The organism is Halorubrum luteum (assembly GCF_054652935.1).
The window spans coordinates 2,309,262-2,333,131 of the sequence record NZ_BAAIGT010000002.1; the positions used below are offsets into that span (position 1 = coordinate 2,309,262).

The window sequence follows — 23,870 nt, forward strand, 5'->3', positions numbered from 1 at the left end:
CATGTACCTGCTGCAGGCGGCGACCCGAGAAACGTTCTGGACGATCGGGCCGGTGGGTAAAGCGGCGTTCTACTGGCTCGCGGCGGTAGCGATCCTCGTGTTCCTCTACGGCGTGTACGCCCGCTTCTCGGCGTACGCGCAGGGACGGTCCGATCCGCAGGACCGGCTTTCGGAGCTCCCGTCGCGGACGATGGCCGCGACGAAGACGGTGTTGTCGAACGTGAACCAGTACGACAGGGACCTGTACGCGGGCGTGATGCACACGTTCGTGCTGTGGGGGTTTCTCGTGTTGGTCGTCGCAACCGCGATCCTCGGGTTCGACATCGACATCTACCGCCCGCTGATGGGCGAGTCGTTCTGGGTTGGCGACTTCTATCTCGCCTACCAGTTCGTCGTCGACGCGTTCGGGCTGCTGTTCGTCGTCGGCGTCGGCATGGCGTTGTATAAACGCTACCGCAACCGTGACGGCCGGCTCTGGGGGAAACACACCTCCCTCGAGGACGACGCGTTCATCTGGACGCTGTTCCTGCTCGGCGTCGGCGGCTTCCTCGTGCAGGCGGTCGGCATCGTCGGCCAGCCGGAGCGCGCGGGCGAGACGGTGAGCTTCGTCGGGATGGCGATGGCCGGCGGGCTCCAGTGGGCCGGATTGACGCAGGGCGGCGCGGAGGCCGCCTACGGCGTGATCTGGTGGCACCACTCGCTGTTAGCGTTCGCGTTCATCGCGTGGATCCCGTACGCGAAGCCGTTCCACATGATCTCCTCGTTCGCGAACGTCGTCGCGCGCGACGAGCAGGCCGGCTCGCGGCTCCCGAACGTCCCCGCGGACCTCGAGCACACGAACGCGGAGTCGATCGAGGATTTCACCTGGAAGGAGCTGCTGGACGGCGACGCCTGTACCAAATGCGGCCGGTGCTCGTCGGTGTGTCCCGCGAAAGCGTCCGGCCGCCCGCTCGACCCGCGTGACGTCATCCTCGACCTCAAAGCGTACCGGGAGTCCGTCAGCGACGACCCGGTCGTCGGTCGCGCTGGCGACGGCGTCGCGACTGATGGCGGGACCGCGGCGGCCGACGGCGGCTCCGTTCCAATCGTCGCCGAGGGCGGCGGCGTGATAGACGCCGCGTCGATGGAGTCGTGTATGTCGTGTATGGCATGTATGGACGCCTGCCCGGTCGACATCGAGCATCTCACGACGTTCACCCGGCTCAACCGCCAGCTCACCGACGAGGGGTCCGTCGACTCGAACCTACAGGACGTGTTCCAGGACGTGATGCGCACCGGCAACACGTTCGGCGATCAGGCGGCGAACCGCGGTGACTGGACGGAGGACGTCGACGTCGACGTCGCGGACGCTCGCGAGACGGAGGTGGAGTACCTCTGGTACGTCGGCGACTTCCCGAGCTACGACGATCGCAACAAGAAGGTGGCGCGAGCGCTTGCGAAGCTGTTCGACGAGGCGGGCGTCGAATTCGGCATCCTCTTCGACGACGAGAAGAACGCCGGCAACGACATTCGCCGGATCGGCGAGGAGTTCCTCTATCTCGAACTCGCCGGGCACCACGTCGAGACGTTCGCCGACTGCGAGTTCGACCGGATCGTCTGTACGGATCCGCACTCGTACAACACGATCAGAAACGAGTACCCCGAGCTCGACCTGGCCGAGTTCGCCGACGATCCCGTGATGCCGTTCGACCGCGAGGAGCCGTGGAACCCCGACGGCGAGATCGAGGTCCAACACTGGACGCAGGCCGTCGAGGAACTGGTCGCCGACGGTCGGCTCGGGCTGTCGGGCGACGAGCTCGAGTACACCGTCACCTACCACGACCCCTGCCACCTCGGACGGTACAACGACGAGTACGAGGCACCCCGCGAGCTGATCCGCGCGACCGGCGCGGCGCTGTTCGAGATGCCGCGTTCGCACAACGACTCGTTCTGTTGTGGCGGCGGCGGCGGTGGTCTCTGGATGGATATCGACGAGGAGACCAAACCGAGCGAGGAGCGGCTTCGGGAGGCGCTCGAGGACACGAGCGCGGGCGACGCCGTCGAGAAGTTCGTCGTCGCCTGTCCGATGTGTACAACGATGTTCGAGGACGGGCGCAAAACCGGCGGCTTCGAGGAGTCGATCGAGATCGTCGACGTCGCGGAGCTGTTGATCGAGGCCGTCGAGGCCGGCTCCGAAACGTTAGACGCCGACGAGACCGAAGCGGACATCGACGCCGACGCCGCGGAAACCGACCGATAGCGACCGCGAAATCGGCCCACAACGACCGCGAGCACGACGGGGATCGCGGGACTGCGGCCGTGTTTCCGTCGGATTTCGTTTGCGGGGATTCGCCGCTACTCTCTTGTGGGTGTGTGACGATCCCTCGGTCATGGCAGACGACGTCGATCGAGAGACCGAAGCGGTACGCGAGGCGGTACGGGAGGTCGCCGAGCGGATCGAGGAGAACAAAACGCACCTGACGGATCTGGACTCCGCGATCGGTGACGCGGACCACGGGGCGAACATGTCGCGCGGGTTCGGTACGATCGACGAGAAGCTGGCCGATCTCGACGACCCGGATCCGGCAACGATCGTCAAGACGGTCGGTACCACGATCATCTCGGAGGTCGGCGGCGCAGCCGGACCTCTGTACGGCGGGTCGATCATGAGCGCGAGCACGGAGCTTTCCGAGGGCGTCACCGCGGAGACGAGCGTCGCGTTCGCGGAGGCGTACCTCGAAAAGCTCACCGACCGCGGCGATGCGCGCATCGGCGACAAGACGATGGTCGACGCCGTGACGCCGGCGGTCCACACGTACAAAAAGTCGATCGAGGTCGACGACCTTCCACCCCTGGAGGCGCTCGCGAAGGCGGTCGACGCCTGCGAGCGCGGCGTCGAGTACACCGTCCCCCTCCGGGCTCGGAAGGGACGCGCCTCCTATCTGGACTGGCGGTCCGTCGGCCACCAGGATCCGGGCGCGACGAGCACGCTGATCATCGCCGAGGCGATCCTCGACGTCGCGGCGGCGTATCTCGACGGCGACGTGGAGCGCGACGCCCGCGACCCGGCGGTGATCACCGCCGAGGAGAAAGGGATGGAGCTCGCCGAGGCGGTCGAGGAGGCCGGGGAGGATCCGGCTGAAGACGCCGAAGGCACGGAGGCGGAGTGATGGTCGGGCTGGTCGTCGTCTCACACAGCCACGACGCCGCGTCCGGAATCGTCGAGGTCGCGGCACAGATGGCCGGCGAGGACGCGTCGATCGTCGCGGCCGGCGGCGAGGCCGACGGCGGGATCGGCACGTCCGCACCGCGGATCGGGGAGGCCATCGAGGCGGCCGACGACGGGGACGGGGTCGTCGTCCTCGTCGATCTCGGCAGCGCGGTGATGAACGCCGATCTCGCGATCGAATCCGGGTCGGTCGACGCCGAGATCGCCGACGCGCCAGTGCTCGAGGGGGCAGTCGAGGCCGCCGTCGAGGCGTCGGCTCCGGACGCGACGCTCGCCGAGGTCGTCGAGGCGGCCGAGCGCACGTGGGACACCCGAAAGCTCGGCTGATCCGCACGGGGAGCACACCGGCCGTCGCTGGCTACTCGTCGGGTGCCGGCAGCAGCGATCGGACCTGCTCCGGCGTCTCGGCGTCCAGCGCCGCGGCGGCGAGCTCCGCGGCCGCGTCGTCGTCGACGCTCCTCACCGCCGATTTGACGCGGGGGACGCTCACCGCGTTCATGCTCAGCTCGTCGACGCCGAGCCCGACGAGAAGGGGGGTGAGCGCCGGGTCGCCGCCCGCCTCCCCGCAGACGCCGACCCACGCGTCCTCGGCGTGTGCGCCGCGGACGGTGCGGTCGATCGCGGACAGCACCGCCGGCTGAAGTGGGTCAGCGATCCCGGCGACGGATTCGAGGTCGCGCTGGGCCGCCATCACGTACGCCGACAGGTCGTTCGTCCCGATCGAGAGGAACGACACCCGTTTCGCGAGCGTGCGGGCCGACAGCGCCGCCGCCGGCGTCTCCACCATCGCGCCGAGCTCGGGACGCGCGCAGTCGACCCCCGCCGATCGGAGCTCCGCGAGAACCCGATCGACCGCGTCGATCGCGGCGTCGAGCTCCGCCGGCGTGGAGACCAGCGGGAACATGACCGCGAGCGGGCCGTGCGCCGCCGCCCGACAGAGCGCCCGGAGCTGCGTCTCGAAGAGCTCCTCCCCGGCATCCGACAGCGAGAACCGGATCCCGCGAACGCCCAGAAACCCGTTCTCGACGGGGTCGAGATCGAGGTACGGAACGTCCTTGTCGCCGCCGACGTCGAGCGTCCGGACCACGACACGGTCGCCTTCGCCGTCCCCGTTCTCCTCGAACGCCTCGAGCGCGGCTCGGTACGCCTCGTACTGTTCCGTCTCGTCCGGCGGCGACTCGCGATCGAGAAAGAGGAACTCCGTCCGGAAGAGGCCGACGCCGTCGGCTCCCTCACGCGCCGCGGCCGCCGCCTCCGGCGCGGAGCCGACGTTCGCGGCCACCTCGATAGGCGTCCCGTCGCGAGTGCTGACGCGGTCGTGGATCGCTTCCGTCGTGCCCGACGCGTCGAGCTCGGCGCGCACCTTCTCGTCCGGGTCGACGTGGACGACGCCGTTTCGGCCGTCGACGCCGAGCGGCGTCCCGTCGGTGAGCTCGTGGAGCGTCTCGCCGACGCCGACGACCGCGGGAATCGCCATCGACCGCAGGAGGATCGCGGCGTGGGCCGTTCCGCCGCCGGTCGCGGCGACGACGCCGGCGACGCGATCCGGGTCGAGCGCGGTGACGTCTCCGGGCGTCAGCCGATCCGCCAGCAGGACCGCACCGTCCGGATGGGTCGCCGGAGCGTCTCGGTCGCCATCGTCGTCACCCCCGTTTCGGTCGAGTTCGCGAAGGAGCCTGTTGCGAACCTCTCGCAGGTCGTCCGCGCGTTCGGCCATCCGGCCGTCCATCCCCTCGAACTGCTCGATCGGGTCGGCGAACGCGCGAACGACGGCGTGGTCGGCCGGGAGCCCGTCGGCGATCACCGCGGTCACGCCGTCCTCGATGCCGGGATCGAGGAGGAACTCGATATGCGCGTCGAACACCCCCGCTTCCTCCTCGCCGACGCGCTCGGCAGTGCGATCGCGTTCGGCCTCTAGCGCGGTCCGAACCGACTCGCGAGCGCGCTCGAACCGGTCACGCTCGACGTCGGCGTCGACAGTCCCCGGCGCAGGCGGCTCCGCGAGATCCGTCGGATCACGGTCGGCGAGCCAGCGGGCCTCGCCCACGGCGGTCCGAGGCGTCACGCCGACACCCTCGATCGTGGCCGTCATTCGTGGTCGACGCCCTCTTTCTCGCCAGTGTCGTCGTCACCCTCGTCGACCGGCTCGGTAAGGATGGCCTCGATCGCGTCCAGCGCCGCCGCCGCGTCGGGACCCTCGGCGACGATCCGGACCCGATCGCCCTGTGCGACGTTCAATCCGGTCACCGAGAGCATGCTGGCCGCGCTCGCGGGCGCGATGTCGCCGTCGACCGGCTCGATCGTCGTCTCGGCGTCGAACTCCTTCGCCGCCCGAACCAGCTTCGAGGCGGGCCGCGCGTGCAGTCCGGCCTCCGGGACCACCGTAACGATCCGTTCCATATCGGGGAAACGACGGCGATCCTCGAAAACGTTCCCCCCAACGCGGTCGTCGGGGCCGAATCGGTCCGCGTGCTGCAGCTACGTGGTCGTCGAGGCCGTATAAAAGCGGAGCTCAGCGCCGGCCGGTCAGTTTCCGCGCCGTCGGTCGCCGCCGATCGACGGGCGGGTGTGTTCGGTACCTTTGCCGCGCTTGCGCTGGCCGCGGCCCTTGGTGCCGGCGGAGGTGAGTCCGCGGAACGCGCGACCCTTGTGGTCGTCCGAGCAGATCCAGTTGAGGTCGTCGTCGTTCTCGATCGCGGGGTGGGCTGGGTCCACCAGGATCACTTCGTGCCACTTCTGGGAGCCGTCCTCGCCGACCCAGTAGGAGTTGAGCACGCGCAGGTTGCGGTACTTGCGGGAGGCGCGCTCCTCGGCGATGCGCTGGATCGACTTGCGGCGCGAGAGGCGGTTGACGCCCTGGCGCTTCGAGCGGCGACCGGCCTTGAAGCGCTGCTTGCGCGAGCCGCCCTTGCGGACGCTCACGCGGGCGACGACGATGCCCTGTTTCGCCTTGTAGCCCAGCTCGCGGGCCTTGTCGAGGCGGGTGGGGCGCTCGATGCGCTCGATCGCGCCCTGGTCGCGCCACTCCTGTTTGCGCTGCCACTGCAGCTCCGCGAGTTTCCCCTCCTTGGGGGACTGCCATGCGTCCTTGATGTGCGAGTAGAAGCTTCGTGCCATGGTTATCCACGGACGCTTGCGATTCAGCCGCCATGCGGCCACATCTCGTCTCGTCCCGGCCTCGAGGTCGTTCGTCTCGGTGACGAACCGACCGGAACCGGTGGCGAGTGCCCGCTGGACGTCCGACCAGCGAGTTAGCGGCTGTACCACCCTCTCGGTTGTAAGGGCTTCGTTCCGTCTCCGACGTGTCTCGCGGTCACACGCGACATTCACGTTAGCCGGCGAACAAGTAGCGCGCATCGCATGGTTCGTCGGACGGTCGAACGGGTCGGCGTCGCGCTTCTCGTGGTCGTGTTCGTCGCGCTCGTGCTCGGGCAGGTGTTCGGTCAGCCGACGCTCATCGCGTACGTCGACTCCGGCAGCATGGAGCCGACGATAGACGAGGGCGACGGCTTCGTCGCGATCCCGGCCGCGGTGACCGGTCCGCCGAGCGAGGGTGACGTGATCACGTTCCACGCCGAGGAGATCGAGGGCGGCGGACTCACGACCCATCGGGTGGTCGGCGAAACCGACGAGGGATATATCACGCGTGGCGACGCCAACCCCTTCACCGACCAGGACGGTGGCGAGCCGCCGGTGGGTGACGACCGGATCGTCGCCCAGGCGCTGCAGATCGGCGATACGGTGGTGACGATCCCGCATCTCGGCACCGGGATCGAGGGCATACAGGGGGTCGTGTTCGGCACGGTGGTCGCGGTCATCGACACGCTGGGACTCGATTCCGACGTCTCGCCGGGCACGGTCGGCGTGTGGATCTTCGTGCTCGGCGCGGTGCTGTTCGTTGCCTCGTTCCGCTCCGATTCCGACTCCGGCCCGGAGCGTGACATGAGCCGATCGCTGGACGGTCCGGACGGTATCGACGGACGGACGGTCGCGATCCTGCTGCTCGTCGTGGTGCTCGTCCCCGCGAACGCCGCGATGATCGTGCCGAGCGGGCCGACGGACGTCGTCATCGACGGCGACGAGGTGGCCGACGCCGAGGGGGTCGACCCGGGCGACACGGTGGAAGCCGAGTTCGACGCGCGAAACGGCGGACTGATCACCCTGCTGCTCGTGTTCGAGCCGACGGACGACGACGTGGCGGTCGAACCCGACTCCCTTGCCGTCCCGGTCGGGGAGGGAGCGACCGCGACGGTTTCCGCGCCCGCGCCCGAACCGGGCGGCGAGCGAACGATCACGATCGAGGAGCATCGCTATCTGGTCGTCATGCCCGAAGGGGTGCTGACGTGGCTCCACTCGGTGTCGCCGTACGCGGCGCTGGCCGCGCTGAATCTGTTCATCGGCGGCGCGTTCCTCGGCTTCGTCGGCGGACTGATCGGCTTCAATCAGGTCCGGCACCGGGACACCTCCCGCGACGTCCCGCTGAGCGTCCGCGTGAAGCGGCTGTTGCGGTGAAGCGGTCGTTGCGGTGAAGCGGCCGTTGCGGTGAAACGGATCGCATGGATGGGTCGGGCCAGCGTCTGCCGTTCGCGCGAGCCGGCGCGTTCGTTCCTCGGTTTCGACGGGCTGTTAGTCGCTGTGACGCGCTCGGACACCCCTCGTTTCGTCCGGTAACGTCCGCAACGCGCGAGCCGACGTCCGGGCGGCAGCGACACGGAACGACCCGACTCACGGCTCGTCGCGCCGCCGACCGTCACCGTCGGTGGCGGCCTGTGAGGGGCCACCGTCGTCCGCGATCGTCGGGTCTTCCCAGGGCGTCTTCCCGTCGGTCGGCGGCGTCGGGGAGTCCGACTCGGTGCGGTCGTCGCCCTCGGGGGTGGCCCGGCCCGGTGCGAGCAGCTCGGGCGGCGGGTCGTACACGTAGCGGACGTCGTCGTCGAGGACGACGAAGCGGGGGCGCTGGTCGGCGCGTTCGATGGCGCGGCGGTCGCTGTCGACTGCGACGTCGACGAGATCGCGGAGCGAGTCGAGTTCGACGACGGTGCGATCGTCGTCGTCGGGCACGCTGCCGGCCGAGATCCACTTGTCCATGTCCGAACGGGTGCGCCGGTACTCCAGGTGAGCACGTTCGTGGTCCCCGACCGCGAACAGCTCCTCGCGGCGGGCCACGCCGGTCGCGATCGCGCCGAGGAGGCCGACGACCGCGAGCAGCGCGCCGCCGTACAGCCGGAGCGGCGAGGACTCGACCGGGACCTCCACGGTGCGGGTGGCCTCGTAGCTGCCGGTGCCCTCGGTGTCGGCCTCGACCTCGTAGGTACCGCCGCCGGGCTCGAGCTCGAGGCGATCGGTGCGGCCGTCGACGAAGCGGTCGTCCGCGACCTCGGTTTCGATGTCGCTTTCGGCGACGACCGAGATGCGGGTGGTGCCCGGCGACGCGCCGAGCTCCTCCTCGATCGCCTCGATGCGGTCGACCAGGGCGACGACGTCGGCGTCGAACGTGACCGTGTGGACCTCGCCGGGGTCGAGCGCCTCGACGTCGTCAGTGGCGACGGGTTCGGTCTCGCGCCAGTGCGTGACGGTCCGCTCCTCGCCGTCGGGGCCGGTGATCTCGTCGGTGGCCTCGACGACGATCTCGACGTCGACCGTGCCGGTCGCGGGCTCGGCGTCGCCGTCGTGGGTGAGCCGGTACTCGCCATCGAGCACCGGCGCGAGGCGGGTGAAGTAGAGCGGGCGGTTCTCGAGGCGGTCGCCCGCGGCGAAGACGGCGGTGTCGTTGACGACGGTCGCGCCGTGGTCGAACTCGGAGTCGACCGTCCAGGTGCCGGCGGTCTCGGTCGTCGTCTCGACCTCGGGGGCGGTGTGTTCCTCGTGGGCGACGACCCCGCCCGCGGCGGCGACGAGCAGGAACGCGATCGCGACGTACGGGAGGTACTTGTGAATGACTGCGCGGTCGCCGACCGTCACGCGCTCGCGGACCGTCGGCCGGAGGCGATCCACCTGCGAGCTGAACCGATCGCCGAGCGAGGGATCGTCGTCATCGTCGGTGGGCCCGTCGCCGGGGCTCCTGCTCGCGGAGTCGTCGGCACCGGTCATTGCTTCCCGTGACGCTTCCGCGCGTTGCGATCCGGATCGCTGGGTCGTCGCTCGCGAGAGGAGGTTGTGGAGCGGCGGTGCGTGTCGGTGTGTTGTGGCGCACGGGGTGCCCGGCCGCGGCGACGCTTCATACGGACGACACGGTCGGCGACGGGCTTTGTTCTTTCGACAGTCGCAACTTACGAGACCCGGTGTGTCCCCCATCGCGTCCGGAGAGCGCGACAGCCCGATCGACGCGGCGGGCTGCGAGTAAGCTACAGTTACTATAGTTATCAGTAACTTACTTTGCCGGGAAATTGTTCCCAATTATCATATTTGCAAATTGTGCAAACACACAAATTTATATCAAATGCCATGTTATGACACTACGAGTGGTTCCCGGGCATATGAACGCGACACATCCGTCACGAGGGGACGTGTTTAGTTTGCTGAGCAACCAGCGGCGGCGGTATGCGGTGCGGGCGTGCCAGGAGCTGGAGACGCCGATCGAGCTGGGGGAGCTGGCGGAGCACGTTGCGGCGCGCGAGTGCGAGAAGCCGATCTCGCGGATCACGAGCGAGGAGCGGCGGCGGGTGTACAGCTCGCTCCAGCAGGTGCACATCGACAAGCTGGAGGAGGCGGGCGTGATCACCTGCGAGCGGAAGACGATCGAGCCGACGGAGAAACTCGAGGACCTCGAGTTCTATCTGGAGGTCGTTCCCGGCGACGAGATCCCGTGGGCGGAGTACTATCTGGGGCTGTCGGGCGTGACGGCCGCGCTCGTGGCCTCGGCGTGGTTCGGCGTGTACCCGGACGCGATCACGGGCTACATGTGGGCGTCGCTCATCGTCGGGCTGTTCGCGGTCTCGGCGGGGATCCACTACGTGCAGACGAAGCGGAACCGACTGGGTGAGGATCTGCCCGTGGGGGGTGAGTCGGCATGAGTGAGGATCGACTGTCGAAGTGGACGCGTCGAGGAGCGATCACCGCGATGGGCGCTGGCGGCGGACTCGCAATACTCAGCTCGGCGGGCCTCACCAGCTTATCGGCCGACAGAGCAACTCAGGTTGAAATCGTCGATGATATTGATGATCTTGACGTGGTTGAGAATCCAGGAAACGAAGAGGGCCCCGATGCAGAGTTAGAAGTCACAAACAAGGACGATACCAACAGTACAGATCTTAATCATGTAGAAGTTATCGACGGCAACGGTAGTTTTGAAGGGGAAGGGGATGTTGATTTACCGAAAACAATTGATCCAGATGGAGATTCGGTAACGCTGGAGTTTTCCGTTGATAATGATGAAACTGCATCAGTAAGACTCGATCTCGTCGGTGAGGGTCCCAGTGGTATCGTGGTCGAAGAGATCGCTGACGACGGTACTGCTTGAGGCCTGTCGTGTCCATCCGAGACGCCGTTCGACTCACGGCGACTCGATCAGAGGGTGCCTGAACTTCCGAACTCGACAACCCAGCCACTCGTCGCGTCAGCGGTCGACGGTTTCACGACCGTGATCGACCGGTCGATCAGTCGCTCAGACGGTGGGTCCGGACGCGCTCCTCCCGACAGCTACGTCGGGAAGCAAAACAGCCACGTCGGGCAGGACAGCCTGCGATAGGCTCATGTGCGACATCTCAGAGAACTGCTTTCTTTTATTTCGGTCGCTCGGCTCCGTCCGTTTGGCTTCGGTGCCGGGTTGCTCCCTCTTCTTTCCGTATGGTCGTCGGTTTCAGGCGACTTTCATATCCTCCCTGAGCGTGAAGCAAGTCCACATAGCGGATATTTCGATCGGGTTCCGTTGACGACCCGTGATTCATGCACCGTTTGAGCCTCGTTCGTGTTTTGATGAGTCCCTTCAGACTCGGTCTGATGATTCTCACTCGGCCTATTAATAAGGGGATATCGTCAGTATGGATGGGTACGTCCGAGATAACGGACGTGATCAACCAATGGCAGACATGAACCGACGCAACGTCCTTCTGGGACTCGGCACGGCAGCGGCTGGTAGTGGTGTAGTGTTCGGATCAGGTGCGCTCACGAGTCTTGAGGCGGACCGTGAAGTTCAGGTCGAAATCGTGGATGCGACAGAAGGTCGGCTGGGGATTGATGCATCTGATGGGGCAGATTCAGAATTCATCACACAAGACGCTGATGGCGTCTTCGAAATTAACGACGATGATGGTAATATAAAAGTACAAGCCGTCGACCGAGAAGATGATATCACTCTGGCAGAAAACGGACTGGAACTATCCGCTAATCCCCTTGTGGATGCAGATGGTGATATGGTGGAGTTTGTTGTGAGTGTGGAGGATGACCAAATAGTGGAATTCACCGACGAGGGGCATGATCTAATTGAGGACACTGGTGAAGATCTTAGTGGTGATACGCTCATTATCGAAGAAGGTGCTACCCCCACATTCGACATCAATATCCTGACCGAGACCGCTAGCGCTGGAGAAACCGTATCTGTAGTCACATTCGAGGCTGAGCAAGTTGACGAAGGGGCCCCTGACTTCTCGCCCAACTAACCAACACTGAATATGCCTCCCCGACGAACGCTCCTCACCCGACTGGTCGCTGCGGCGGCAGGAGTGGCTGGTCTGACGTTTGGGTCAGGAGCGTTTACGCAGACGACCGCCGACCGCGATGTCGCGTTGCACTTCTCGGTCGACGACGAGGCGGCGCTGTCGATCGAGGCGAACCCCGACCTCGGCTCGGAGACGGTCGGCCTCGACGACGATGGCAACTTCCAGATCAGCACGGACATCGCGGCCGCGGGCGCGATCCAATCCGTCGGGCGGGTCGACGACCTCTCAGCCTCCGAACCGGATATCGAGACGGAAGCGTTCACGATCACGAACAACGGCACCACCGAGGTTGCGCTGGAACTCACGCCGAGGGAGTTCGACGATGCCGGTACCGGAGCCGAAATCCGATTGGAGTTCGCGGAACCCGGAGGCGACTCCCTCGCATCCATCGACCTGTCCGACACCGGTGAGCGAGCCCCGATCGACACGCTTCAGGAAAGCGAGTCGGTCCTCGGAGCGGTCATCATCGACAGCCGTGATGTCGACGGGCTCGGGGAGCTCGACGCCGAGATACGAATCAGCGCGATCGAGGCGGATCTGGTACAATGACCGAGACGCATCGCACGCGAACGACCGGACTGTAACCGAGCACAAGAACACACGACCATGAAATTCACACGACGCAAGGCGCTGGCGACACTCGGCCTCACGGGTCTCGGCGGCGGGGCCGTCTTCGGCTCCGGAGCCTTCACCCAGCTCGAGTCCGACAGAGACGTAACACTGAACTTCTCGAACGACGACGAGGCGGCTCTCGCCCTCACCGCCGGACCACAGGAAGACGAGTTGAGCGAAGTCGACGTTGAGCAGGCTGGTTCAGGGGCGGAAAACGTCTCGATCACCGTCGGTCAGGATGAAGACGGCGGCGGAATGGTTGGCGACGGCGTGAACCTGTTCCGCGACGTGCTGACCGTCGAGAACAACGGCAACAACGCCGTCTTCCTGAACGTCGCGAAGGCGGATGACGATAGGGCTCGAGCTCATCAACTCCGGATCCTCGCTCCCATCGACAGATCGGATGGAGGTGCGGATGATGTTGCAGAAGCTGATAATGGAGCCGAACTTGAGAGTAAGATCTCCGGCAGGACCGTCGGCGATGATGACGTTCGGGACATCAACGTATCCGACGATTATGTCCCCGATGATCCACAGTGGGACGAGAGAGAGTACTTCCGCTATGCGCTCCGGGACAGCGCCGGTGACAACTATCCCGGAGGCGTGGTTGAACTTGGCTACGGAGAAAGTGTCAACCTGAGTATCGAGATCGAGACCGGTCCCGGGACCGGTGCCGGCGAGCCGTTCGACGACGAGTACCGGTTCGCCGCGCGCGACGTGGATTCGTTCGACGGATCCACGCTTGAAAGCGAAGAGGATACCTTCGTCCTCGATCCGGACGGTACCACGCTCGGGGATTTCTAACCCATGCAAACGGGGATCGACCGACGGTTCGGCCGACGTGTTCGCACGGTGTCAGTAGCTGGCCGTTCGGGTTCGGTCCTTGACGAACGGAATCGGAACCAGCAGGCCGAGATGCGCTCGGTGATAGCATGAACGGTCCAGCGTCGCGTCGAAGCGTTCTCGGTTTCCTCGGGGCCGGTACAGCCGGCCTGACCGCCGTGTTGAGCACCGGTGCGTTCACCCAGGTCGAAGCCGACCGGGAACTCTCGATCGGTATCGACGCCGACGACGAGGCCCTCTTGACGATCGAGCCGAACGATGATCTGGCGTCGGACGCGGCCGAGATCGGCGATGATGGGGAGTTCATCATCGATCTCGACGGTGCGAGCACGAACAGCGCGTTCACCCTCGGTCGCCTCGACGACATCCGTGATCCGACCGTCGTTGAGGAGAGCGCGTTCGTCGTCCGCGCGCAAGGGACGTACCCGATCGACCTCGGCGTCAGCCTCGAGGAAACGCCCGACGAAGTCGATATCACGGTCGTGATAGCCGAAACGCCCGCGGAAAACCCGGACAACACCGTCTCGATCGCCGGAGGGGAGGACGCGGACATCTCCGCGAACCTCGATCCCGAACAGGAGGATCCCGGCGATCGCGTCCTCGGCGCCATCGCCGTCGACGCCGACGACGCACCCGAGGATCTCACGGCTGAACTCACGTTCACCGCCGAGCTCCTCGACGGCGACTGACGAGTCACACGACACCGAGTTCCCCCCTCGTTTTCTTTTTTCCACCGAGAGCGTCACCTGCCAGCGGCAGTTACAGAGTTCACCATTCACGGAACCGTCGTCGTCCTTTCCGGTTCAATAGGGTTGAATTCGAACAATACACCCAAACTCGTGCCACACCGGGATAGTGGTGTGGCTGATAACAAGCTACCATAGGTCTTCATGCCGAAGACACGTCCGGATACCTCTACTCTCGTCCCTCACCGAGCAGCGTCGCCTCACACCCCTCACAGCGCAGGCGCGGCAGCTCGCGATCGACGCCGTCGCTCTCGACCACCGCCTCGCTACACGTCGGACACCGATTCATAAAGGCCCGCAGGCGCGCCACCAGCTCGTCGCGCTGTGCCGACGGAAACTCGTGCCAGCCGGCCACCAGTTCGTCGCACAGCGAGTACGCCGCCACGTCCGCGAGCATCGCCGCCTCCGAGGGCCACCGCCCGATCGGCTCGCCCTCCCGCGCGACGACGACGCCCAGCTCCGAGACCGCACACTCCAGCACGTCCGGATCCGCCCCGCGATACAACGCGAGATACGTCGTCGGGTCGCGACCCCGCAGGTGGTCCATCCGCCGCCGCCAGTCGGCGCGAAACTCCGCCGTCAGGTCGAGCACCTCGTCGTCGCGCCCCTCGTCGTCCACGACGAGCACGTCGGCATCGAACAGGCGATCGAGCAGCGTCTCTGCGGCCGTCTCGGGGTTGGAGGACTCCCGTGGCATTACGTAATCTCAAACGGCCGCATCGACGTATAAATCGGGGGTGTACGGCGGATCGCGGCCCGAGACTGCGCGAACGTGCCCGCCGATGGCGCGCTTCGTCGGTGACGTGCGCGTCCCGGATCGCGGCGTCCGTTTATATTCGATTGGGTGGGAGACGGACACCACCGTGTCCGGTGTTGTGGGGTCGGTGGGGTGGTCGTGATGGTGCGTCGAAGCGAGTGCAGCCGAGATGCCCGTGATCCTCCGCGTCCGATCGAATCCGGAACAGCGGACACGGTGGTGTGTTCGGTGGTACGACGATCGAACAGCGGACGCGGTAGTGTGTCCGGTCAATATCTCTCGACGAAAGTTTGGTTCGCCGACATAATCTCCCCACGATCACCCTCGAACTCCGGACACGGTGGTGTGGGTGTGTCGACGGAACCGCGAACGGACGCCGACGACCCCGGATCGCTCGCTCCGCGTGCGAAGCCGTGTTCCTGCAACCGTCCGGTATTTATAACTGGACCGTTGGGCTGGTGGCTCTTCCGTCGTTCCGTGTTGTCATCGATCGACGTGCCGACGTGGAGGAACGCGTCGGGTCACGCTGCTGTCGTACAGCGTCACCGTCCACCCACGCCGTCTTTCATTTCGGTGCGGGCCTCCCGAGCCTTTTCGGCCGCGTCCGTTCCGTCCCACAGCCCGGCACCCGCGCGGACGGACTCGCGTCGGTCCCGGACCAGACGCGAGAGGAGGTCGTCGACGGTCTCGTCCTCCCCTTTTAACCGGGCGAGCGCCGCGTGCGTATCTGGCTCCACGCGAATGCTCTTGTTCTTGCCCATGTGCGACCGTATACGGGCTTGTATACATGACTGTTCCTGCCGGTCGTATCGATCGCCTCGATCGCGGCTTACGTTTCGACATCCTCGAGCGTCGTCGTCAGACGTACCGCACGTCCTCGGCGATCGCGTCCCCGATTCGCGGCTTCAGCGACTCCTTCGTGACGAGGTCGACCTCCACCCCGAGTCGCTCGGTCAGTTCGGTTTCGAGTCGCACCAGCTCGAACAGCGAGACCGGTTCGGTGAGCCGGTCGCGTTGACGATGGGCGAGATCGACGAGGCGAAGCGGATGATCGTGGCCGACAGAGGGTCGAGAACGCAGCAGACGTGGGTGACGTTTTACAACGCCGGGGCGGCCGAGGCGTTCGAGCGGTTCAAGCCCGACCGCGATCCGGACGATGGGCGCGTGTTCCAGACGGTGAAACAGCCAGCGAGTCGGAAGTTTCGGCAGATATCCGAGGCGACCGGGGTGACGGTGCAGAAGCTGCGTCGCTGGTTTGCCACGGGGATGTCACGACTCGGTGTAGACGCCAAGTATATTGACGCCCTCTCCAGGAGAACCAAATCGAGCGTTCTCGAAAAGCACTACTTGGACGACTCCGCGGAGCGGTTGAAGAAGACCCATGACGAGGCTGGGCTCACGGTGCTCGAATAGGCGCTGTGGATGTCACTTTCGGGTCGTGATAGAATGGGAAATCGCGGTCATTTAGCCGAGCGGTCACGTCGAAAAAAGAGGCGGGTGGCCTACTTAGTTGTCGCTGTCGTCACCAGCGTCCGGATCAACCGGTGCCCCAGCGAATGGGTCGAAAGTGACCTCACCTCCGCTCTCTTCTTCTTCTATACGATCCTCGATTGTGCTTCGGTCCTCGGTTCCGAACCAGTTGTTAGCGACATTGAGGGTTCCCTCAGTGGTGAGTCGAACGGCATACCTGTCGTTGCTAACAAAGTGGTTATTCACCGATTTTTGTACCGAGCCGGTGACAACAAGGTCATCTCTGTTGTCTCCTGCTGATAAGTTACCCTCAACAACTGCATCTTCAGCTTCATCCGACACCTGAATTGCGTTGGCGTTCTCCCCTGTCACCGTATTGTTCTCGATAACCGGTTCATCAGCGCCGTCCGAGACGCTAATGCCGATGCGGTCAGAGTGGACTTCATTATTGGCAATTAGTATTTGATCCGTACTGGCGGATTCGAAGCCTTCCGGTCCATACTCCGAGACCAGAATACCATCGTTGGATGAGGTAACCTTGTTATCCGTGATTTCGATGCCTTCTGCATCCTCAACACCGGTGACAACGATGCCTTCCTGAGCCGCATCAGCCACGTCGAATCCTTGGAACACAACATTCGCTGCGTTGATGTCAACGGCTCGGCCGTCACCGCCCGCATCTGGTCTCTCATCAATTACCGTTTCCTCTGGCCCCTCTTCTGAGATGACCTCAACGTTCTCGTGCACGATACTGATCAGCGCACTACTACTGCCAGCGTTATCCGAATCCTCGTTGCTGGCGTCGTAATCAGATTCTACGAGAATCGTGGTGTCTGCGCCTTTTCCGTTCAGCGCAGCTCCGATACTCTTGAACTCGGCCTCAGCGCCAACAGTTACATCAACGGTCAATCCACGGTCAGCAACCGGTTCGGCGGGGTAATCACTGAAGTCAGCGCCCACGTCAATCCCGGACAGGAACTCGATATCGTCGTGGGGGTCCACGGTCACACCGTCTGCGCCGTCAACCAGCACGGGAATCTCGCCTTGGCCGTCGACAGTTGGCGACGCTTCGTCGGCGGCGGCTTCGATCGTCAGTCCGTCGTTCTCAATGGTGACCCGATCGGTGTACGTGGCGTCGCCAAGCTCGAGCGTCTCACTGTCTCCGGCGTCAGCAACAGCGGCCGAAAGCGTCTGGTACTCGCTTGCGGGCTCTCTGGAAGTGTTTCTAACCGGGGTGGCCGGCTCAATGAACTCGCCGGAGGCCGGCTCAGCAGCAAAGATGATGTCGCCGCTGAGTTCGTCGGGCGCGTGGGCATTACCCGTCAGCAAGCCGATCGCAACGTCGAGTTGGTCACCCGACTCGACGTTCCCGATGGCAATACTTCCTTCTTTTGCAGCACTGAAATCAAGGTCGTCGGTGATCACATTATCGTCTTCGTCCCTGTGCGTAATGGTGAATATCAGTTGATGTTGATCGTCCTCCTCGGGATCAACCTCAGGGTCATTGATATCACTCGCGTCGATCTCGACGTCGAGCGCACCGTCTTCTCCGCCGCCGACCTCGTCGAAGTTGTTGACGACTTTGAACGCCTCTTCACCTTCTACGACCGTGCCGAAATCGCCGGAACCGGTTTCAATGCGTCCGATGGTGACCGTTGATCCGACGTTGAACCCTTCATCATCGTCGCTCAGTTCGTCAGTGTCGATGACGAGTTCACCCGATTCCTCGTCTTCGAACACCGAGGTGACGTCGTCGTTCGCTTTCAATGCGAGCAACGCCTCGCTGTCGGAGTCGATGCCGATGGTCACGTCCCGGTCCGCTTGCACCTGTGTGAACGCCCCCGATCCGAACACGATTCCGCCGCCACCTGCGGCGGCACCGAGACCGAGCAGCGTCTTTCGTCGATTGAGTTTCATGGACGGTGGTACACACCCGTTATGCTACCACAGGGAACGTCCCCTACCCTCTTTTTAATAGGCCGCATGAGCCGGATCACGACGTGTCTGAAAAGCCTCGATCGGGGGGCGTATCCACGCCACCAGCCGACGATCGGACTCCGCCCTTCGCAATCCGGGGACGAAAACGTCCGGCTGAACGTCCGACGGAGCTCCCGTTCAGGCACTCGACTCCGATCCCGGCTGCTGTGACGTCGGGTCCGATCCGGACGCGACGAGACTCGACGAGCCACCCCGACGACCCGAATCGAAGCGGATCCGGCCGGTTCTGAGCGTCATTCGCACGCGCATGGTGATGTTCAAACCCTGCCTGAGCGTTGATCGCGCCGATCGACCGGTGCTCAGACACACACTGAACCTTCATAGGCGGCGGCCGAGCGCGCTCACGGGGGTCATTAAAAAATGGGTCCGGATGATAACCACCTATAGACCACCATGTACGTACCACGACCTCCCGGCGAACGGGCCCCGACACGACAGCCACACCACCGGTGCCGGCCGGACGCCGTGACCAGATGGTCGGTGACGGGCGCTTCGACGGGTGTGGATGGGTCCGCCGACAGGGGACGTCGTGGTCTCGACGGTCCGGTGGCCGCCGGGACGGATCGTCGACGTGCAACACGGGTGATTACTCATGACCTCTCGTAGAACGCTACTCATCGGAATGACCGCAGGAGTAACGGGCGTCGCCGGGGCCGTCTTCGGATCGGGCGCGTTCACCACGGTTGAGGCGGACCGTGACTTCGTCGTCGACCTCGCCGACGACGACGCGAGTCAGCTCGTGATCGCACCGAACGAAGACCTCCCGTCGAGGGCCGTCGACGTGGACGAGGATGATGGCGTCTTGGACTTCGACGCCGAGGAGCTCAGCCGGAGTTCGATCGTTTCCTACGGGTTCTTCGATGATCTCGAAGACTCCGGGACGCTCCAACAGGGCGTCATCGTCATCCGGAACGAGAACGAGACCGGCGAACCGGTCGATATTAGCGTCGGATTCGGAGACACAAGCGACGACGGGCTGGACGGTACGAGTATTGAGGAGTTCGACCTGGCGCTTCTGCCGTCGGACGACAGTGACACTGATGACGTGCAGGTCACCTCCCCTGGCGACGACGACGCCGAAATCGACGGCGTCCCGGCGTTCGACGACGAGGAGGACGACGAGGGTGACGAAGAGGCGGCGACGGTCGAAGTCGGGTTCCGCATCGTTTCCGAGACCACCGACGAAGAGGAACCGGATGAGTTCGACGCCGAGATCGAGATCACCGCGGTACGACAGGGAGCCGACCCGGGGGAGGACTAATGAGCCCACGCCGCAACGCTGCGTCAGTCGCCGTCTTGGAACCCCAAAGAGCCGGCGCTCCGACGGACGAACGACCCGCGATGCGTCGCACGCCTCCGGGCCGATGGCCCACGGTCGATACGCCAGCCGGTGGCGACGGTTCGGGAGGAGATACGATAGCACCGGATGACGGAGGACGCAGAATATGAAACGCACACTGCTACTGGTCGTGGTACTCGGATTCGTCATCGGTGGCGGCGTCCTCGCCACCGGCGCGAGCGACGACCTCTTCCAGGACGTCGACGACGTCGAGATCGACGACGACGAGATCGTCCTCGAGGCCGCCGACTCGCCCGAGGGCGACGTCTACGCCGACACCGATGGCGGTGAGCTGAGCGTCGAGATCGACGACGTGAACCAGCTCGCCGACACGCGCGTGGACAACGTGTTCACCGCCGAGTACAACGGCGAGGAGGAAGCACGCATCCACTTCGAGGACGTCGACGACGACGTGACGATCTTCCAGATGGACGAGTTCGACGGGGACGATCCGGATGCCGTCGACGAGGACAACCCCGTGATCCTCTCGCCCGACGAGGATGACCCCATGGAGGTCACCTTCGGCGTCAACATCGTCAGCGAGGACGTCGACAGCGTCGAGATGGAGGAGATCACCGTCGTCGGCCAGGCGGTCAACCCCGCCTTCGAGGTCGTCGACATCGAGAGCGAGGACGAACAGGTCACCGCGGGCGAGCGCGTGACCGTCGAAGCCGAGATCGAAAACCCCGGCTCCTCGTTCCAGCGCACCGTCGGCCTGCTCGTCTCCGACCGCGACGACCTGTTCGACGACCGCACCGTCTCCCTCGACACCGACGGCAGCACCACCCAGGAGTTCGAGTACCGCACTCGCAGCGCCGACGCCGAGGCCGGCGAGATCAGCATCGGCGTCGACGCCGTCGACGACGTGGTCGAGCCCGACGACGACCGCGCCGTGACCGTTCAGGTCGAGGAGCCCGACGCCGAGTTCGACGTCGCGATCGACGCGCTCGACCCCGACGACGAGGTCACCGCCGGCGACGAACTGACCGTCACCGCCGACATCGAGAACGTCGGCGCAGCCGGCACCGACACCGTCGAGCTGCTCGTCGACGGCGACACCGTCGACGATGTGGACCTCGAACTCGCCGCCGACGAGACCGCCACCGAGGACCTGACGTACGTGCCCACGCGCGGCGACGCGGACGAAGGCGAGATCGAGCTCCGGCTGGAGAGCGCGACCGACGACAGCGACGAGGAGACGATCGATGTCGTGGAACCGAACGAGTTCGACATCGACATCACCGACGTCACCGAGGAGCCGGTCGCCGGCGAGGACGAACTCGTCGTCGAGGCCGAAGTCGAGGACGACGGCGACGAGGGCGGCACCGCCCGCGTCTGGCTCGAGTTCGACGACTCGCGCGTCGCGTTCACCACGGTCGACGTCCCGGCCGACGACGAGGAGACCGTCGAGTTCACCGTCGACGTCGACGACCGCGACGTCGGCGAACGCGTCGTGCAGGCGTTCACCGAGGACGACGACGACGACGCGGAGGTCACCGTCCTCGAGCCCGCCGACCTCGTCATCACGGACGTCGACCCCGAAGACGAGATCCTCCAGAGCGAGGACCTCGAGGTCGACGTGACGGTCGAAAACCCCAGCGAGCTCGCCGCCGAGGGCGAGACGACCGTCGAGGCTGCCGCCGGGGACGCGACCGCCTCCGAGGACGTCACCGTCGCCGGCGGCGACGACGAGGCGGTGACGCTCACCCTCGAAGGGCCGTTCGACCGCGGCGAGCTACCGGTCACGGTCACCGTCGACGGCGAGGAGGCGACCGTTCCGACGACCGTGCTCGCGCCCGCGACGTTCGAGGTGTTCGTCACCGACGCCACCGATCCCGTCCTCGACGACGAGACGCTCGAGGTCGACGTCGACGTGGTGAACGTCGGCGACGAGACGGGCGAGGAGACCGTCGAACTGCAGCTCGACGATGATACCGTCGACACCGAGACGGACGTCGAGGTCGACGGCGGCGACACCGAGCAGATCACGCTCGAACTCGACGTGCCCGGCGAAGGGATCGACCCCGGCGACGTGACGCTCGAGGTCGTCGGTGACGACGGTGACACGGACGAGGTCACCGTCGAGGTGGTCGAAGCGCCCGACGAGCCGCTGTTCCGCATCGAGGACCCGGCGATCGAGTCCACCGAAATCGTCCAGGGCGCGGACGAGATCGCCAGCGGCAGCGACACGCTCGACATCGACGCCACCATCCGGAACGTCGGCGACCAGACCGACGAACAGGACGTCGAACTCGTCGTCGGCGGCGAGGTCGTCGCCGAGGAGACCGTCGAGCTCGACGGCGACGACGACCAGGCGGTCGACTTCGAGGTCGACGCCGACGAGCTCCCGCTGGGCGAGTCGACGCTTGAGCTCAGCACCGACGACGTGACACGCGACGGGGGCGTGTTCGTTCGGGAGCCGATCCCCGCGACGCTCCTGTTCGACGATCCCGCCGAGGTGATCGACATCGAGTCGATCGAGGACGGCGAGGAGGTCGAGGTGACCGTCGAGAACGTCGGCGAGCTCGACGGCGAGACGACCGTCGAACTGGCGTACGCCACCAGTGCAGGCGTGCCGATCATCGACGTCGTCACCGAGACGGTCGAGGTCGACGCGGACGACACCGAGGAGGTCGCGCTCGAGGCCGACCTCGAGGACGACGTGCTCCGCGCCGGCAGTTTCCCCGGCGAGCTCACGGTCACGATCGCGAACGACGAGTCGGACGAGGCTGACGACGAAATTACCGGCACGGGCGTCGACCTCGAGTTCGGCGGACTCGGCGACGCGGTCGACGACGCCGACGAGGGCGACACGGTGCTCGTCGGTGCCGACCCGCCGATCGACTCGACGGTGACTATCGCGGACGAGGGGGTCACCCTGGAGGCCGCCACCGGCCTGCCGATCGAGCCGGACGTCTCCACGACCGCGATCGAGATCGACGCCGACGACGTCACGCTCGACGGGCTGCTGCTGTCGGCGACCGACGCCGACGGTGCCACCGGCGTCGAGGTGACCGACGGCACGGAGGGCGCGGCGATTCGCGGCGTCGCGCTCGTCGCCGACGAGGGCAACGCGTGGGACCCCGCCATCGACGACGCCGGCACCGACACGCTGGTCCGATACGCGGTGATCCGCGGTGGTGCCGGCGGCGACGGCGTGGTCAGTACCGGCGACGACCTGACGATCCGCGACAGCGACTTCCGTGGGGCCGTCCACGCGATCGAGCTGACCGAAAACGGCGCGGACGCAGCCTCGAACGCCACCGTCCGCAACGTCGACCTGATCAGTAACGAGCGCGGGCTGTTCTCGGACGCCGGCACCCACCTCATGGAGGCGAACAACATCGAGCGGAACGACGCCGCCATCGAAACGGTGGGGACGCCCGCCGAGGTGTTCATCGACGCGCCGGACAACTGGTGGGGTAGCGCCGCCGGGCCGGAAGTCGGCGTCGACATCCTCTCGAACGTCGAGTTCACGTCGGTTGCGGCCCCGTTCGAGAACGCGGAGTTCACGATCGCCGAGTTCGAGGACGAGGCGTTCGAGATCGAGGAGGACGAGACGTTCGAGATCGAGGTCACCGTCGAGAACGACGGGGGCACCTCCGGCGCGAGCGATCGGCAGGACATCGAGCTGCTCGTCGACGGCAACGTGGAAGACTCGGAGACCATCGACGAGCTCGACCCCGGCGAGACGGCGGAGGTCGACCTCTCTGCTCAGCCGTCCGAGATCGGCGCGTTCGACGTTCGGGTGCGCTCCGACGACGACACGAGCGATCCGGCGACGCTGACGGTCACCGAAGTCGAGGAGGAGGAAGAGGATCCGAGCCCGCGCGGTAGCGCGCTCGACCAGGACTTCGGCGCACCGGACGATCCCGACGAGGACGTCGAGGAGACGCCGGAACCGGAGACGCCGACGCCGGAGCCGGAAACCCCGACGCCCGAACCCGACACGCCGACGCCCGAACCCGACACGCCGACGCCCGAACCCGACACGCCCGACGAGGAGACGCCCGAAGAGCCCGCAGGGTTCGAGACGCCCGGCTTCGGCGTCGTCGTCGCGCTGATCGCGCTGCTGGCCGCCGCGTTCATCGCGGCCCGCCGCGACCGCTAACCCCTCGGCTCCCCTTCGTTTCCGCCGACCGCTTTTCGTTCCGTTCGCCGACTCGCTTTTCGACGTGTTCTGCCCCGTCCGTAATCACCCCGAGGCGTCGTTCCGAGCCATCGATACTCTTCGAGTATT

General features: G+C 65.5%; 20 protein-coding genes. 13 read left to right on the plus strand and 7 right to left on the minus strand.

What is annotated here, in order from left to right; all coding sequences use genetic code 11:
- Window position 1 precedes the first annotated feature (1 nt).
- The 3 genes from ACYQ0R_RS11460 (at window position 2) to dhaM (ending at window position 3,535) form a co-directional block, all read left to right on the plus strand.
- The gene (locus ACYQ0R_RS11460; protein WP_459823830.1) at window positions 2–2,239 is read left to right on the plus strand and encodes a 4Fe-4S dicluster domain-containing protein; all 2,238 of its coding nucleotides are present in this window, start codon (window positions 2–4) and stop codon (window positions 2,237–2,239) included.
- 130 nt (window positions 2,240–2,369) lie between these two features.
- Window positions 2,370–3,149, plus strand: coding sequence for a dihydroxyacetone kinase subunit DhaL (dhaL, locus tag ACYQ0R_RS11465; protein WP_459823832.1), 780 nt, complete (start codon window positions 2,370–2,372; stop codon window positions 3,147–3,149).
- A complete protein-coding gene (gene dhaM / locus ACYQ0R_RS11470) occupies window positions 3,149–3,535 on the plus strand; it encodes a dihydroxyacetone kinase phosphoryl donor subunit DhaM (RefSeq protein ID WP_459823835.1) in 387 nt (128 codons plus the stop codon). Before dhaL ends, dhaM begins: the two co-directional genes overlap by 1 nt.
- 31 nt (window positions 3,536–3,566) lie before the next feature.
- Here dhaM and ptsP read toward each other — a convergent pair whose 3' ends face one another.
- From ptsP to ACYQ0R_RS11485, 3 genes are all read right to left on the minus strand, one after another.
- A complete protein-coding gene (gene ptsP, locus ACYQ0R_RS11475; protein WP_459823837.1) occupies window positions 3,567–5,300 on the minus strand; it encodes a phosphoenolpyruvate--protein phosphotransferase in 1,734 nt (577 codons plus the stop codon).
- Window positions 5,297–5,608, minus strand: a complete 312-nt coding sequence (locus tag ACYQ0R_RS11480; RefSeq protein ID WP_459823839.1) for an HPr family phosphocarrier protein — start codon at window positions 5,606–5,608, stop codon at window positions 5,297–5,299. Before ACYQ0R_RS11480 ends, ptsP begins: the two co-directional genes overlap by 4 nt.
- Window positions 5,609–5,734: 126 nt before the next feature.
- Window positions 5,735–6,325, minus strand: a complete 591-nt coding sequence (locus ACYQ0R_RS11485) for a 50S ribosomal protein L15e (protein WP_459823841.1) — start codon at window positions 6,323–6,325, stop codon at window positions 5,735–5,737.
- A gap of 243 nt (window positions 6,326–6,568) precedes the next feature.
- Here ACYQ0R_RS11485 and ACYQ0R_RS11490 point away from each other — a divergent pair, with 243 nt between their 5' ends.
- Window positions 6,569–7,720 carry a signal peptidase I gene (locus ACYQ0R_RS11490; RefSeq protein WP_459823843.1) on the plus strand — a complete coding sequence of 384 codons (1,152 nt, stop codon included), beginning with the start codon at window positions 6,569–6,571 and terminating at the stop codon, window positions 7,718–7,720.
- Between the two features lie 213 nt (window positions 7,721–7,933).
- Here the strand turns inward: ACYQ0R_RS11490 and ACYQ0R_RS11495 are convergent, their stop codons facing one another.
- The gene (locus tag ACYQ0R_RS11495; protein ID WP_459823846.1) at window positions 7,934–9,298 is read right to left on the minus strand and encodes a DUF5305 domain-containing protein; all 1,365 of its coding nucleotides are present in this window, start codon (window positions 9,296–9,298) and stop codon (window positions 7,934–7,936) included.
- 386 nt (window positions 9,299–9,684) lie between these two features.
- On the opposite strand from ACYQ0R_RS11495, the gene ACYQ0R_RS11500 reads away from it, so the two are divergent.
- From ACYQ0R_RS11500 to ACYQ0R_RS11525, 6 genes are all read left to right on the plus strand, one after another.
- A complete protein-coding gene (locus ACYQ0R_RS11500) occupies window positions 9,685–10,221 on the plus strand; it encodes a DUF7344 domain-containing protein (RefSeq protein WP_459823848.1) in 537 nt (178 codons plus the stop codon).
- The gene (locus ACYQ0R_RS11505) at window positions 10,218–10,667 is read left to right on the plus strand and encodes a hypothetical protein (protein ID WP_459823850.1); all 450 of its coding nucleotides are present in this window, start codon (window positions 10,218–10,220) and stop codon (window positions 10,665–10,667) included. Before ACYQ0R_RS11500 ends, ACYQ0R_RS11505 begins: the two co-directional genes overlap by 4 nt.
- Window positions 10,668–11,226: 559 nt before the next feature.
- A complete protein-coding gene (locus ACYQ0R_RS11510) occupies window positions 11,227–11,805 on the plus strand; it encodes a hypothetical protein (RefSeq protein WP_459823853.1) in 579 nt (192 codons plus the stop codon).
- Window positions 11,806–11,817: 12 nt separating this feature from the next.
- A complete protein-coding gene (locus ACYQ0R_RS11515; protein ID WP_459823856.1) occupies window positions 11,818–12,414 on the plus strand; it encodes a hypothetical protein in 597 nt (198 codons plus the stop codon).
- A gap of 57 nt (window positions 12,415–12,471) precedes the next feature.
- Window positions 12,472–13,281: a hypothetical protein gene (locus tag ACYQ0R_RS11520; protein WP_459823859.1), complete on the plus strand. Its 810-nt coding sequence runs from the start codon at window positions 12,472–12,474 to the stop codon at window positions 13,279–13,281.
- Between the two features lie 128 nt (window positions 13,282–13,409).
- Window positions 13,410–14,009, plus strand: a complete 600-nt coding sequence (locus tag ACYQ0R_RS11525) for a hypothetical protein (RefSeq protein ID WP_459823862.1) — start codon at window positions 13,410–13,412, stop codon at window positions 14,007–14,009.
- Window positions 14,010–14,235: 226 nt separating this feature from the next.
- Here the strand turns inward: ACYQ0R_RS11525 and ACYQ0R_RS11530 are convergent, their stop codons facing one another.
- Together ACYQ0R_RS11530 and ACYQ0R_RS11535 are read right to left on the minus strand one after the other, a co-directional pair.
- Window positions 14,236–14,763 (minus strand): DUF8054 domain-containing protein, encoded by a 528-nt coding sequence (locus tag ACYQ0R_RS11530; RefSeq protein ID WP_459823865.1) that lies wholly within the window; start codon window positions 14,761–14,763, stop codon window positions 14,236–14,238.
- A gap of 602 nt (window positions 14,764–15,365) precedes the next feature.
- On the minus strand, window positions 15,366–15,584 hold the full coding sequence (locus tag ACYQ0R_RS11535; RefSeq protein WP_459823868.1) for an antitoxin VapB family protein: 219 nt from the start codon (window positions 15,582–15,584) through the stop codon (window positions 15,366–15,368).
- A gap of 259 nt (window positions 15,585–15,843) precedes the next feature.
- Between ACYQ0R_RS11535 and ACYQ0R_RS11540 the strand changes: the two genes are divergently transcribed.
- Window positions 15,844–16,236: an integrase gene (locus ACYQ0R_RS11540; protein WP_459823871.1), complete on the plus strand. Its 393-nt coding sequence runs from the start codon at window positions 15,844–15,846 to the stop codon at window positions 16,234–16,236.
- Window positions 16,237–16,329: 93 nt separating this feature from the next.
- Here the strand turns inward: ACYQ0R_RS11540 and ACYQ0R_RS11545 are convergent, their stop codons facing one another.
- Complete coding sequence (locus ACYQ0R_RS11545; RefSeq protein ID WP_459823873.1) at window positions 16,330–18,210, minus strand: right-handed parallel beta-helix repeat-containing protein; 1,881 nt, start codon at window positions 18,208–18,210, stop codon at window positions 16,330–16,332.
- Between the two features lie 673 nt (window positions 18,211–18,883).
- Between ACYQ0R_RS11545 and ACYQ0R_RS11550 the strand changes: the two genes are divergently transcribed.
- Together ACYQ0R_RS11550 and ACYQ0R_RS11555 are read left to right on the plus strand one after the other, a co-directional pair.
- Window positions 18,884–19,552 (plus strand): hypothetical protein, encoded by a 669-nt coding sequence (locus ACYQ0R_RS11550; protein WP_459823875.1) that lies wholly within the window; start codon window positions 18,884–18,886, stop codon window positions 19,550–19,552.
- Between the two features lie 184 nt (window positions 19,553–19,736).
- Entirely contained in the window at window positions 19,737–23,741 is a 4,005-nt protein-coding gene (locus ACYQ0R_RS11555; RefSeq protein WP_459823876.1) for a CARDB domain-containing protein, read from the plus strand.
- The last annotated feature ends 129 nt before the right edge of the window (window positions 23,742–23,870 follow it).